This window comes from Flavobacterium sp. W20_MBD1_R3 (assembly GCF_052119725.1).
GTDB lineage: Bacteria > Bacteroidota > Bacteroidia > Flavobacteriales > Flavobacteriaceae > Flavobacterium.
On the sequence record NZ_JBGQOR010000002.1, the window covers coordinates 452,056 to 465,695 of the forward strand.

Here is a 13,640-nt window from a genome sequence, read left to right on the forward strand (position 1 = left end):
CTCGAAATTAATCATTCCTATTTTAAAGATTTGAACTTAATTAAAAAATACTGAAGCTATTTCAGCATAAAAAATGAAAGAAAAAATTATAAGTAAAGCAAAAGAAATGTTTTTGAAACTGGGTTTCAAAAGCATAACTATGGATGACATTGCAGCAGAAATGTGTATTTCTAAAAAAACAATATATAAATATTTTGCCAATAAAGAATTGTTGATACAGGAAAGCACAGAAGTACTCCACACGGAAGTGCATGAAATTATTACCGAGATTATTTCTAAAAAATACAACGCTATTGAAGAGAATTTCCAAATCAGAAAAATGTTTGCTGACATATTTAAATCCGGCGAGACATCGCCCATTTATCAACTCAAGAAACACTATCCCGAAGTTTACGAAACAGCATTAGAGAATCAAATTGAAATTTGCGATAGTTGTTTCAAACAAAATATCGAAAAAGGAATTGTTCAGGGATTGTATCGAAAAGACATAAATATTGACGTTTACATCAAACTTTATTATACTTTAATTTTTAGCATCAACGAAAATACACGTTCAGAAAGGGAAGCTTCGGCACTAGAGATGGAAGCATTAGAATACCACACCAGAGCGATGGCAACAGCAGAAGGAATCATTGAACTTGAAAAACAATTACTAAACTATACTACAAAATGAAGACCATACTTTTATTAGCCATTCTGACCTTCGGAATATCGGCACAATCGCAAAACATAGGCATCACGGACACAAGTCCTAAAAAAACGCTGACGCTAAAAGAAGCCATCAACTACGCTTTAGAAAACAAAGCCGATGCCAAAAAAGCAAAACTGCAAGTAGAGAACAGCGAGTATCAAATTCAGGAAGTACGTTCCAGAGCTTTACCTCAAATCTCAGCCAATGGAAGTTTAACATACAATCCAATAATTCAAACAACCGTGATTGACGGAGCAGGATTTGGTGCTCCCGGAACGAGTATTCAAGCCGCTTTTGGTCAAACATGGAGTTCAACTGCGGGAGTTTCTTTGACCCAAACCTTATTTGACCAAACTGTTTTTACGGGTTTGAAAGCGGCAAAATCTACTAGAGAATTTTACCAAATAAACAATCAATTAACAGAAGAACAAGTTATTGAGCGTGTGGCTAATAATTATTATCAAGTTTATGTGCAACGACAAAAACTAACGGTTATAGACAGCACTTTTAGAAATACCACTAAGGTAAGAAACATCATCAAAGGGCAATATGACAACGGTCTAGCCAAGAAAATTGATCTGGATCGAATAATAGTAAAAATTTCAAACATCACGACACAAAGACAACAAGTACTAAATGCCGTTCAAATTCAAGAAAATGCCCTGAAATTTTATATGGGAATGCCCATAGAAACCCAAATTGAAATTCCTCAAACTGCATTTGAAGTTGGCCCACAAGCTTTATCAGAAATTCCAAACACTGCTAGTAGAACTGAGTTTTTACTTCTAAAAAAACAAGAACAATTACTAGATTACCAAAAAAAGGCGATTGAATCCGAGTACTATCCAACCCTCTCATTAAATGCTGGATACAATTATATAGGACAAGGTCCTGTGATGCCACTAGGCGGAAAACCTTCTGATGGAGTATATTGGTCTGATTTCTCATCTATTGGTCTCAACTTAAGAGTTCCCATTTTCACAGGTTTTAGTACTCGTGCCAAGGTTAGACAAGCCGATGTTGACTTGAGAACTATTCACGAAGACTTGATTGATACAAAATTAGCGCTGGACTTGGCTTTTGCCAATGCAAAAACTCAAATTGATAACAGTTTGACCACAATCAACAATCAAAAAGCAAATGTACAATTAGCGAAAGAAGTCTTGGAAAATACAAGAAATAACTACGTACAAGGATTAGCCTCATTGACTGATTTGCTAGATGCCGAAAACTCATTGACTGAAGCACAAAACAATTATACCTCTGCTATACTAGAGTATAAATTGGCAGAAATACAACTAATCAAATCAAAAGGCGAATTAAAAACACTAATAAATAACTAATAAAAATGAAAAAAAATATACTAATCATAGTAGCAATCCTTGCAGCTTTAGGTGTTATTGCCTATACGTTAATGAATAACAAAAAAGAAAACGAAGCAAAAACGGCTATTGTAGCGGAGAAAAACGCCAGCGTTGCTGTTAAGGTGGCAATCGTAAAAACAGAGGAAGTTACACTTGATTTCGCTGCCAACGGAAATTTCGCACCCTTACAAGAGTTAAGTTTTTCAGCAGAAAAACCAGGAAGAGTAGTTCGTGTTTTAGTTGATGAAGGAGACAGAGTACGCATAGGTCAAACTTTAGCAATTGTACGAAGCGAGCAAATTTCAGCTGATTTGCAAACCGCGCAAGCGTCGTACCAAAATGCGCTAACCGACTTCGGTCGTTTTGAAAATGCTTATAAAACTGGTGGTGTAACGAAACAACAATTGGATCAGGCCAAATTAAATTTAGTAGCATCAAAATCAAGGTTACAACAAGCGAAAGTTAATATTGGTGATACTAATATCAAAGCAACAATCAACGGAATTGTAAACAAACGATACATAGAGCCTGGATCCGTTCTTGGCGCTGGAACACAATTATTTGACATTGTCAATGTTTCAAAATTGAAATTAAAGGTTAATGTTAATGAAACGCAAGTTGCCAATTTAAAAGTAGGTACGACTACAACCGTAAAAGCAACGGTGTTTCCTGATGCAACATTCTCCGGAAAAATCTCGTTCATCGCACCAAAAGCAGATGCTAGTTTGAACTTTCCAGTAGAGATAGAAATTATAAATAATGCTGCAAATGATTTAAAAGCCGGAATGTACGGAACCGCAGAATTTGCTTCTAATCAGCAAAAACAAACATTGATGATCGTTCCTAGAAATGCCTTTGTAGGAAGCGTGAGCAGCAACGAAATATTTGTTGTTGAAAATGGAATTGCAAAACTAAAAACAGTAACTGCCGGAAGAATTCTTGGTGGAAAAGTAGAAATTTTGAACGGACTTTCTGATGGAGAAACAGTGATTGTTACGGGTCAAATAAACCTTCAGGACGGATCTAAAGTGGATATAATAAAATAAGTCTTAAAGAACATGCTTCAAGCCTAAAGCTTCAAGCCTAAAGCAAAGAAAAAAAATGAAATTAGCAGAAATATCCATAAAACGTCCCTCATTAGTCATCGTGTTATTTACGATCCTAACGTTAGGAGGACTATTCAGTTACAGCCAATTAGGCTATGAATTGATTCCAAAATTCGAAACCAACGTAATCACTGTTGCCACTATTTACCCTGGTGCCTCTCCTAGTGAGGTAGAAAATACGGTGACTAAAAAAATTGAAGACGCAGTTGCTTCATTAGAAAACATCAAAAAACTAGATTCTAAATCATACGAAAGTTTGTCTACGGTTTCTATTACTTTGAATTCTGGTGCCAATGTTGACATTTCGATGAATGATGCGCAACGAAAAATAAACGCGATCATCAGCGATTTGCCAGATGATGCCGAAGCACCGTCTTTGACTAAATTCTCGTTGAGTGATTTGCCAATTATGACTATTGGTGCCAACGGAAAAATGGATGAAGCTGCATTTTACGACTTAATTGACAAAAAAATATCTCCGGTTCTTTCGCGTGTAGCCGGTGTGGCTCAAGTGAACATTATTGGTGGAGAAGAAAGAGAAATTCAAGTCAACCTTGATGCAGTAAAAATGCAGGGGTACGGACTTTCTGTTCCCCAAGTACAGCAAACTATTTTAAGTTCAAACCTTGATTTTCCAACAGGAAACATTCAAACGCGGGAACAAAAAATATTAATTCGGCTAGCTGGAAAATACAAAAATGTTGAAGAATTAAAAAACTTAGTAATTTCATCAAAAAACGGAATTCAAGTTCGTTTAGGTGATATAGCCGATGTTCAAGACACTCAAAAAATTACTGAAAAAATAGCACGTGTCGACCAAAAAAGTGCTATTATCATGCAAATCATAAAACAATCCGATGCGAATGCGGTTGCCGTAAGTGAGGAGTTACTAAAGGCGATTACTCTTCTAGAAAGTGATTATAAGGACAGTCAGCTAAAATTACAAGTTGCAAAAGACAGTACCGTTTTTACATTAGAAGCAGCTGATTCAGTAGTACACGATTTGCTAATCGCTGTATTCTTAGTAGCCTTTGTAATGTTGTTTTTCTTGCACAGCATCCGAAACTCACTGATTGTAATGGTTTCTATACCTGCTTCATTAATTGCAACCTTTATTGGAATTTACTTTTTGGGGTACACCCTAAATTTAATGAGTTTACTAGGATTATCGCTTGTTGTTGGTATTCTTGTGGATGATGCCATTGTAGTATTAGAGAACATTTACCGACACATGGAAATGGGAAAAAGCCGCATTCGGGCATCCTATGATGGAACTGCCGAAATTGGAGGAACAGTAACCTCAATCACATTAGTAATCGTGGTCGTATTTTTACCAATTGCAATGAGTTCTGGTTTGGTTTCTAATATTATTACCCAGTTTTGTGTAACTGTAATTATTTCGACATTATTTTCTTTATTGGCCTCTTTTACAATTATCCCTTGGTTGTCTTCCCGTTACGGAAAATTAGAACACATTGAAGGTAAAAATATTTTTGGAAGAGTTATCCTTGGATTCGAAAGCTATTTAACCCGTTTCATCAACTGGATTTCTGAATTATTGACTTGGTGTTTGGATCATTATAAAACGACATTAGCAATTGTTTTACTCATTTTCTTTAGTTCTGTTGCGCTTGTACCAGCAGGATTTATTGGAGGAGAATTTTTTGCAGCATCAGATAGTGGTGAGTTTTTAGTTCAAATAGAAATGCCAAAAGATGCTTCATTAGAACGTACAAACTTCATGACTCAAAGAGCAGAAGCTTTCTTGGAAAAAGAAGAATATGTAAAAAGCCAAATTACAACCGTGGGTCAAACCAGTGAAGGTTTAGGAGCATCACAAGCAACTGCTTACAAATCAGAGATTGATGTAAAAATGATCGATCAAAAAGATCGTTCGGACGGAGCCTCTGTATATGCCGCAAAAATAAAACGTAAACTAGAAAAAGTATTAGTTGGTGCAAAAGTAAAAACCGTACCTGTAGGCCTTTTAGGAACTGCAGAAGATGCTACTTTAGGATTAATCGTAACCGGTGCAACGCTAGAGAGTGCTATGATTTTTGCCAAACAAGCGGAAGCAGCATTGCTTAAAATCCCTGGTGCTACGGAAATTGAATTATCTGTAGAAGATGGAAATCCAGAAATAAATGTTCAAGTTGACAGAGATAAAATGGCAACATTAGGCTTGAGCTTGCAAACCGTAGGTATGACCATGCAAACTGCATACAGCGGGAATACTGATGGAAAATTTAGAGCTGGTGAATACGAATATGACATCAACATCAAGTACAATGCTTTTGATAGAAAAAGTATCAATGATGTGAGCAATTTGATTTTTATTAATGAAAGAGGCGAACAAATCAAATTATCACAATTTGCTACTGTAAAAGAAGGTTCTGGACCTAGCCAATTAGAGCGTAGAGACAAAACAGCTTCGGTTACTGTAAAAGGACAAAATGTAGGTGTTGCAGCAGGTACAATTGTAGCACAATGGCAAGAAAAAATTGACCAAATAAAAAAACCAACCGGTGTAAATTATATTTGGGGTGGAGATCAGGAGAACCAATCTGAAGGTTTTGGAACATTAGGAATTGCTTTATTAGCCGCTATTATCTTGGTTTACCTTGTAATGGTTGGATTGTATGACAGTTTTGTTCACCCATTTGTGGTATTATTTGCAATTCCGCTTTCCTTTATTGGAGCACTATTGGCCTTGGCTTTGACGAATAATACGTTGAATATTTTTACAATTCTAGGTCTGATTATGTTAATTGGTTTAGTATGTAAAAATGCAATTATGCTTGTGGATTACACCAATCAGCGAAGAGCAGCAGGCGAAACAATAAGAACAGCATTGATCCAAGCGAATCATGCGCGTCTTCGTCCAATTTTGATGACCACAATAGCAATGGTATTTGGTATGGTGCCTATTGCACTTGCTAGTGGAGCTGGAGCTGAATGGAAAAATGGATTAGCGTGGGTAATTATTGGAGGATTGATTTCGTCTCTATTTTTGACCTTAATTATCGTTCCGGTAATTTATGAAATCATGGAGAAATTGATTGCTAAATTCAGCAAAGGAGAAAAAATTGATTACGAAGCTGAAATGGTAGCAGATTATGACCACGTCGAGCTAAGCGAAGATGAATCTAATCCAAAACACTCCGTATAATTGCACTTAGATGTAAAATACAAAACCTGTTCATTAGTTTGAACAGGTTTTTTTTATACCAATAAATGAGCGCTAAATATTGTGATTCACTACTCGCCTTGACAATTTCTTGATCAAGTAGGTCACAATTCCCAAAATGATTAATTAGTAATTTTTATTCAAACATAATTCAGGTTTTCTAGCATGAGACATCAAACAATCTTCTTCAAACTTCATACTTTTCACAGTAGATTCTCTATCGAAAAAATAAATCGCAATTTTATTGTTTTGTAGTTCTAAACTTCGGTCAAATACGAGAACATCCTTGTCATTGATTCCCGAATCACTCATCGAATTTCCGTAGACTCTGATCTAAAATATACCAAACGAATTTTCACTTAATTGTTTATTCAAATCAATGATGGCTTTTTTGGTAGCATTATTACATCCCCCAAAGGCACAAAAAAAAGTATCTAGCAAACCTGGAGTTACTATAAAAACTCTTAAATTAAATTTTTTTATAAAATTATTTCTTATTTATTTTAAACATCAACATGTTGATATTGAGATGAATATGTATTTAAGATACCTTCTTAACCTATAATTACCACAGTATCATTCTATTTTTTGGCATGCTACTTGAATATCTCTTACTAAATAAGTTCAAAAAAGCGAAAGCCGAAAAGCTCAAGAGTAGGCAAAATTCAAAATAGATGTATCATGAAAAAAATTACCCTTTTAGTTGCTAGTATCTTCGTATTTGGAGGTAGTACAGCGAACGCAGCAGAAAAAATCGCTTTTTCTGTAGAAAGAAGATCTCCAGTAGATTTAAGAGAAGCAAACCCAATTGTGTTCACAGAACGTGGAATTGAGTTCTTCGTATTCCCTGACGGACAATTAGATTTTAATACACGCCCTACAACAGGCCGCGATATGTATTACAAATCAAGCCGAAAAAATGGTGTCAATAAAACCTTTGGTGCACCAGGAAATGTTCGAAATGGCAATTATGGCGTAAAAGTGGAACACGACAATAGGGGTCGAGTAAGACAAGTTGGGAATGTGTTCATCAATTATGATGTGAATGACAGAGTAAAAAGAATCGGCTCTGTTTACATGACCTACAACCGTTTTGCATTAGAAAGAGTGGGCAGATTAGAAATTATTTACAACCGTCGTGGTCAAATTGTCGATACTTTTGGCGCAGTAAAAGGAGGAAGAGCCTACCAATACAGCCAAAACAGTTTTGAGGATTATGATTTTGGTAGCAACCAAAACTCAAGTGACGATGATTATTACTACTACAAAACAAATGGTTCAAAAGCCAAAATTGAAAAAACAAGAGTAAACATCGATGCCGATATCGTACTAAATAGAAGATAAAATAAATGGTTTGGATAGTTGGTTTGAAAAAACCCGCTGGTATAGTATCAGCGGGTTTTTTTTGTCATATATAACCTAAAAACGAATCTAGCGCTAGTCACATCCATCAATTCCACAGCTGTCTCCGTCAGTGGTATTCAACACCGTCACCTTTGAATCAAACTTACCTTCTTGCCATACTTTTTCTAATGTATTCACAAATGTTTCAATATGTTGCGCACCTGAAATGGCATATTTATTGTCAAAAACAAAGAAAGGAACTCCTTGCACACCCACAGATTGCGCTTCATCAATGTCCTGCTGCACTTCAGTAGCGTAAGCATTAGAATGCAATACTTGATCAATATCTTCGGCATTCAGTCCTACTTCCAGCCCCAATTCTTTCAATGTATCTAAATCATTTATATTCTTGCCATCTGTTAGATAAGCTTTAAATAATAATTCCTCTAAATCATTTGCCAAATTATACTTTTTAGCGAGATGCAGTAAGCGATGCGCATGCAAAGAATTCGCCATAATCGCTTTTTCAAAGTGAAAATCTAATCCTGCATTTTTAGCGTTTTGGGTCATATTATCAAGCATTTCTCGAGCCCAATCTGCATCTTTTCTATATTTTTCTGCCAAATGCTCGACCATATTATCCTCTGGGGAAGCTATAAAACCTGCATCAAGCTGAAAACTTTTCCATTCAATTTCAACTGCATCTTTATGTTCGAAATTCTGTAAAGCGCCTTCTATTCTTCTTTTTCCAATATAACAAAACGGACACATAATATCCGACCAGATTTGTATTTTTAATGTATTTGCCATTTTCTTTTATTTAAATGATAGTACAAAATTAGTCAATTGATTATGGCTCCATTTGATTTTACTGCTATATTTCAAATACCATAATAGTAAATAGTTATTTCGTTTGATAAAATCATTAAAACCAAAAAAACCATCAAAATTGCTCTTGATGGTTTTTTGTATGTTTTTAAAAAATTCGTTTATGCCAATAAATCTAAAACTAAAGAAGGAAACAAACCTAATGCGATATTTAAAACAATCGATACTACAGCAACGGCATAAATAACAAAAGGGGTTGTTTTTCGTTCTTCGTTTGGTTCTTTGGTGTACATCGCTAAGATTAGTTTGAAGTAGTATCCAACACTTATAATTGAATTTACGACCGCTACGATTACTAAAGCCAAATATCCTCCTTGAATCGTTTGGTTAAACAAAACTAACTTCGCAAAGAACCCAGCAAAAATTGGAATCCCCGCCATAGACAGTAAAGCAGCCGTAAGAATGGCCGCTAACAATGGATTGGTTTTACCTAATCCGTGAAAATTTACGATATCTTCGTTGTCTCTATTTTTACAAACATATAAAATAACACTAAAAGCAGCAATTCCTGATAAGGAGTACGCTGATGCATAGTACAACAAACTTCCCGCCGATGTTGACAAACTCAATAAAGTCATCAACATAAAACCGGCGTGCGATATTCCTGAAAAAGCCAACATACGTTTGACATTTGTTTGTCGCAACGCCATAATATTACCCACGGTCATTGAGGCCATTGAAATTACAACAACTATAATTTTGAATGACTCAGATACATCCGCATTCATCACAGATAATAATTTGTATAAAGTTGCCATCGCAACAACTTTGGCTAAGGTACTCATTAATGCCGTTGTCAAAGCTGGAGACCCCTCGTAAACATCGGGAGCCCAGAAATGAAATGGCACAGCAGCTACTTTAAACAACATTCCTATTGTCACTAATACAATACCTATAGGGAACCAAACCGGTAATTCAGCTGATTGTGACAAAGCACTTATCTCAGAAACGTCAAAACTTCCCATGGCTCCGTAGATTAAACAAATTCCGAAAAGTATAATCCCAGAAGCGAAAGAGCCCATTAAAAAATATTTCATTCCCGCCTCGTTACTCTTCAAACTCAAACGATCACTTGCCGCAAGAATGTATAGCGCAATTGACAATACTTCGATTCCTAAAAAGAACATGGCTAAATTTCCAAAAGAGACCATCGCCACAGAACCCGCCAGCAGGAAAACCTTTATTGCAATATAATCCGATATTTTAGAAAGATGATTTTCATATAAATTATGTCCTAAAGCAACTAAAAAGATAGTAAGAACAATAAAAAGAGCTGAGAAAGTGCTGGAAAATTTGCTTACAACAATCATGTTGTTATAATAACTTTCGGTAGAATTATATTCAGATATAGTCAAACCCAACACTGCTATTAATCCAATGATTGTTATTGGCACTATGGCTTTCCTCCAATTAAATATTTCAAATAAAAGGCATAAAACTCCTAATCCTATTATAGCTATTAATGTATTCATTTTTTTATTGTTTGATTTAGGATTTACGAATTAGACTTTAGCAACCACTAATTCTCTCGATCTGAAACCTAATTTTTTGTATTAATAATATTTTTATCGTGTTGTTTAACTTTACTTGCCAAGCATATCAGCAATGCTTCACAGGGCAATGATCAAAAATCTAAACTCTATTAATTACCTGAAGAATTTCCTCTAAACTTGGAGTAATTAAATCGGTAATTGGCTTTGGATACATCCCAAAAAAGAATAAAACACCAATAATAAGGACCAATGTAATTCCTTCATTACTTGTTACATCAGCAAAAGGTTTTGAATTAGTTTCTCCCAACATTACATGTTGAAACATTTTCAACATATAGTAAGCTCCTAAAATTATAGTGGTTCCCCCTAAAATAGCAAACCAAACATTAATTTGTGAAAGACTATATAAAACGGTGAATTCTCCAATAAAATTAAAAGTGGTAGGCAAAGCAATCGATGATAGTACTAAAATCATAAACATCGAGGTGAATTTTGGAGTTTGAGACCGAATACCTCCCATTTCAGCAATGGCTCTTGTATCGTATCTTCTAAAGATTATTTCGGCTATAAAGAACAATCCAACAATTACAAATCCATGCGCAATCATTTGTAAAACGGCACCACGAAAACCATCTATAGTCAACGTGTATGTTCCGGCCGCAATTAAACCTACGTGCGCAAGAGACGAATAAGCTAACAATTTTTTTAAATCCTTTTGTTTCAATGCAACAATAGATCCGTAAATGACACCCGCAATTCCAAGTCCGATAAAGATATTCATATATTCCTTAGCGGCTAATGGTGCTATTGGTAATTGCCAACGAATAACACTGTACAACCCCATTTTTAGCATGATTCCAGACAACAACATAGTTCCCACCGTTGGAGCTTTTTGATACACATTTGCTTGCCAGGTGTGAAAAGGAATTAGTGGAATTTTAATCGCATACGCCAAGAAAAAAGCAAGGAATATCCATAACTGCTCATTGGCCGTTAGATTCAGTTTGTATAAATCCTCTAATAAAAAACTTCCTGCTTGTTGGTACAAATAAACAAATGCCACCAACATAAACAAAGAACCTGCGAGGGTATAAATGAAAAACTTGACTACCGCTTTTCTTCGTTCTTCAGTATCTCCATTTCCCCAAATTAAGGCAATAAAGTAAATTGGTATTAACGATAATTCCCAAAAAACATAATACAACAAACCATCAGCTGCTAAGAATGTTCCCGCCATAGCAAATGACATAAACAAAATTAACGCATAAAATGATTTTGAATTTTCATATTTATTTCCAAAAGACGAAAAAATAACTATTGGTGTCAAAATGGTCGTCAACAACAGCAATGCTATTGATAATCCATCCGCCTTTAGAGCAAAAGAAATATTAGGTTGTGAAATCCACTGATTTATAAAACCAATATTTTCACCTAAATTATAGTGATTTAATAATACAATAGAAGCGCCTGCAGCAGCTAACCCAAAGAACAAAGCTACTTTTGAAGCCAGCTTGTCGCCTGCAAGATAGGTTGCAAACGTACCAACCAAAAGTATAATTAATATTAGAGATACATTCATTTGTAATTATTTATTGTTTTTAAAAACTCCCGATGAGAATTTTCAAAAGGTAATTTATTTTAAATTTATAACTGAGTATTAAAAAATCTAGTGTTTGAAAACGATTAATTTGCTAAAAACAAATAGGACACAATTGCACAAAGCCCCAGTACGAACCCAAATAGATAAAGTCCGATACTACCGTTTTGTATTCTCTTTCCTTGGTAACTTATCTCGCTAGCCACTTTTCCAAATCCAAGAACAAAGGCGGTCAAACCAGTTTCAATTGTATCTCTGAAAAAACGTGATAAAAAAACAATTGGATTAACAAAAACAGCATCATAGAATTCGTCAACGTAATACTTGTTATAAAGGACTCTTGAAAAACCTGTTATCGCAGTATCTTCTGTTGGCACTTTATGTTGTTTGATATATTGGACATAAGCAATACCAATTCCAACTAATCCACCAACAACAGCAACAGCCATCAAAATATATTCAGTAGTTCCCATGTGGTGTACAGCCGTTGCTAATTTAGGCAGTATAGGAGTTAAATATGCATTCAACCAACTGTCACCCGGCAAACTTATCAGACCACCAATGGTAGCTAGAATTGCTAAAACAATTAAAGGAATAGTAATCAAAGAAGGACTTTCGTGTAAATGGTGTTTTTGTTCTGCAGTTCCTCTAAATTCTTTGAAGAACGTTAAGAACATTAATCGGAACATATAAAAGGCAGTCATTATGGAAGCAACTGAAGCTACAATCCATAGTGGAATATTACTGTGAAAAGCCACTAATAAAATTTCGTCTTTTGAGAAAAAACCAGAGAATAATGGAACACCTGATATTGCTAAAGAAGCAATTAACATTGTTGCAAAAGTAATTGGCATCGCTTTTTTCAAACCGCCCATGTTACGCATGTCCTGTTCTCCGTGCAAAGCATGAATTACAGAACCGGAACCTAAAAATAAACAAGCCTTAAAGAAAGCATGTGTGATTACATGAAAAACAGCCACTTCATAAGCGCCTAATCCCAATGCCAAGAACATTAATCCTAATTGGGAAACAGTAGAATAAGCTAATACTTTCTTGATGTCATTTTGAACCAATCCAATAGTTGCAGCAACTAAAGCAGTAACAGCACCAACAATAGCAATTATCGATTGAACATCAGGAGTCAAATCAAATAAGAAATTCAATCTGGTAATCATAAAAATACCAGCAGTTACCATCGTAGCTGCGTGAATCAATGCTGAAACTGGCGTTGGACCGGCCATTGCATCGGGTAACCAGGTGTATAAAGGAATTTGAGCAGATTTACCACAAGCACCTATGAATAATGCGAAAGCAGCAATCGAGAGCCAGTACGTATCCAGGTCAGTTGCACCCGCAATAGCTGTTTTTAGAGAGGCATAATCTACCGTTGAGAATAAATTTCCAAGAATAAAAATTCCAATCAACAACCCTAAATCACCAATACGATTCATGATGAAGGCTTTTTTAGCTGCATCATTAAATTCTTGATTTTTATGCCAAAACCCAATTAATAGGTATGAACAAAGACCTACGCCTTCCCAACCAATAAACATTACTAATAAGTTACTTCCGATCACTAACGTAATCATAAAAAATATAAACAAATTTAAATAAGCAAAATATTGATGTATCTTTTCATCATCGTGCATATAACTAATCGAGTACAAATGAATTAAAGACCCAATTCCGGTTACAAAAAGCAACCATAAAATGGACAATTGATCTAATTGAAATCCAAAATCAACTTTGAAATTACTGATTTGAATCCAGTCAAAAAGAACAATTCGAATTCCTTCAGGTTGTGCGGCTATTCCCCCAAAGAAGTAGGCAGTTGCAATAAAAGAAACTACAACTGAAAGAGTTCCTATTACCCCTGAAAGTGATTTTCCCAAGCTTTTGCCAAAGAAAACATTGATTAAAAATCCTAAAAAAGGAGCAAGAACTAAAACTAAAGCTATATTGGTATTCAT

Annotated in this window: 10 protein-coding genes; 5 read left to right on the forward strand and 5 right to left on the reverse strand. The window is 35.2% G+C overall.

Going from position 1 to position 13,640, the window contains the following annotated elements; all coding sequences use genetic code 11:
* The first annotated feature begins 73 nt into the window (after positions 1–73).
* The 4 genes from ACEN2F_RS05085 to ACEN2F_RS05100 are packed head-to-tail and all read left to right on the forward strand — an operon-like array spanning position 74 to position 6,330.
* The gene (locus ACEN2F_RS05085) at positions 74–673 is read left to right on the forward strand and encodes a TetR/AcrR family transcriptional regulator (RefSeq protein ID WP_441736655.1); all 600 of its coding nucleotides are present in this window, start codon (positions 74–76) and stop codon (positions 671–673) included.
* Complete coding sequence (locus tag ACEN2F_RS05090; RefSeq protein WP_441736656.1) at positions 670–2,034, forward strand: TolC family protein; 1,365 nt, start codon at positions 670–672, stop codon at positions 2,032–2,034. Before ACEN2F_RS05085 ends, ACEN2F_RS05090 begins: the two co-directional genes overlap by 4 nt.
* Before the next feature lie 5 nt (positions 2,035–2,039).
* Positions 2,040–3,101: an efflux RND transporter periplasmic adaptor subunit gene (locus ACEN2F_RS05095; RefSeq protein ID WP_441736657.1), complete on the forward strand. Its 1,062-nt coding sequence runs from the start codon at positions 2,040–2,042 to the stop codon at positions 3,099–3,101.
* A 55-nt stretch (positions 3,102–3,156) separates the two neighbouring features.
* On the forward strand, positions 3,157–6,330 hold the full coding sequence (locus tag ACEN2F_RS05100; RefSeq protein WP_441736658.1) for an efflux RND transporter permease subunit: 3,174 nt from the start codon (positions 3,157–3,159) through the stop codon (positions 6,328–6,330).
* A 144-nt stretch (positions 6,331–6,474) separates the two neighbouring features.
* Here ACEN2F_RS05100 and ACEN2F_RS05105 read toward each other — a convergent pair whose 3' ends face one another.
* Positions 6,475–6,681 carry a LexA family protein gene (locus ACEN2F_RS05105; RefSeq protein WP_441736844.1) on the reverse strand — a complete coding sequence of 69 codons (207 nt, stop codon included), beginning with the start codon at positions 6,679–6,681 and terminating at the stop codon, positions 6,475–6,477.
* A gap of 348 nt (positions 6,682–7,029) precedes the next feature.
* On the opposite strand from ACEN2F_RS05105, the gene ACEN2F_RS05110 reads away from it, so the two are divergent.
* Positions 7,030–7,692 (forward strand): hypothetical protein, encoded by a 663-nt coding sequence (locus ACEN2F_RS05110; RefSeq protein ID WP_441736659.1) that lies wholly within the window; start codon positions 7,030–7,032, stop codon positions 7,690–7,692.
* A 93-nt stretch (positions 7,693–7,785) separates the two neighbouring features.
* Here the strand turns inward: ACEN2F_RS05110 and ACEN2F_RS05115 are convergent, their stop codons facing one another.
* The 4 genes from ACEN2F_RS05115 to nuoL all read right to left on the reverse strand — a co-directional run bounded on the left by ACEN2F_RS05115 (position 7,786) and on the right by nuoL (position 13,640).
* Positions 7,786–8,502: a DsbA family oxidoreductase gene (locus tag ACEN2F_RS05115; RefSeq protein WP_441736660.1), complete on the reverse strand. Its 717-nt coding sequence runs from the start codon at positions 8,500–8,502 to the stop codon at positions 7,786–7,788.
* 179 nt (positions 8,503–8,681) lie between these two features.
* Complete coding sequence (locus ACEN2F_RS05120) at positions 8,682–10,052, reverse strand: NADH-quinone oxidoreductase subunit N (protein WP_441736661.1); 1,371 nt, start codon at positions 10,050–10,052, stop codon at positions 8,682–8,684.
* Positions 10,053–10,212: 160 nt separating this feature from the next.
* Positions 10,213–11,652 (reverse strand): complex I subunit 4 family protein, encoded by a 1,440-nt coding sequence (locus tag ACEN2F_RS05125; protein WP_441736662.1) that lies wholly within the window; start codon positions 11,650–11,652, stop codon positions 10,213–10,215.
* Between the two features lie 104 nt (positions 11,653–11,756).
* On the reverse strand, positions 11,757–13,640 hold the full coding sequence (gene nuoL, locus ACEN2F_RS05130) for an NADH-quinone oxidoreductase subunit L (protein ID WP_441736663.1): 1,884 nt from the start codon (positions 13,638–13,640) through the stop codon (positions 11,757–11,759).

Coding starts and splice junctions, on each gene's coding strand:
- ACEN2F_RS05085 (WP_441736655.1), top strand. CDS start 74: ATGAAAGAAAAAATTATAAGTAAAGCAAAAGAAATGTTTTTGAAACTG.
- ACEN2F_RS05090 (WP_441736656.1), top strand. CDS start 670: ATGAAGACCATACTTTTATTAGCCATTCTGACCTTCGGAATATCGGCA.
- ACEN2F_RS05095 (WP_441736657.1), top strand. CDS start 2,040: ATGAAAAAAAATATACTAATCATAGTAGCAATCCTTGCAGCTTTAGGT.
- ACEN2F_RS05100 (WP_441736658.1), top strand. CDS start 3,157: ATGAAATTAGCAGAAATATCCATAAAACGTCCCTCATTAGTCATCGTG.
- ACEN2F_RS05110 (WP_441736659.1), top strand. CDS start 7,030: ATGAAAAAAATTACCCTTTTAGTTGCTAGTATCTTCGTATTTGGAGGT.
- ACEN2F_RS05115 (WP_441736660.1), bottom strand. CDS start 8,502: ATGGCAAATACATTAAAAATACAAATCTGGTCGGATATTATGTGTCCG.
- ACEN2F_RS05120 (WP_441736661.1), bottom strand. CDS start 10,052: ATGAATACATTAATAGCTATAATAGGATTAGGAGTTTTATGCCTTTTA.
- ACEN2F_RS05125 (WP_441736662.1), bottom strand. CDS start 11,652: ATGAATGTATCTCTAATATTAATTATACTTTTGGTTGGTACGTTTGCA.
- nuoL (WP_441736663.1), bottom strand. CDS start 13,640: ATGAATACCAATATAGCTTTAGTTTTAGTTCTTGCTCCTTTTTTAGGA.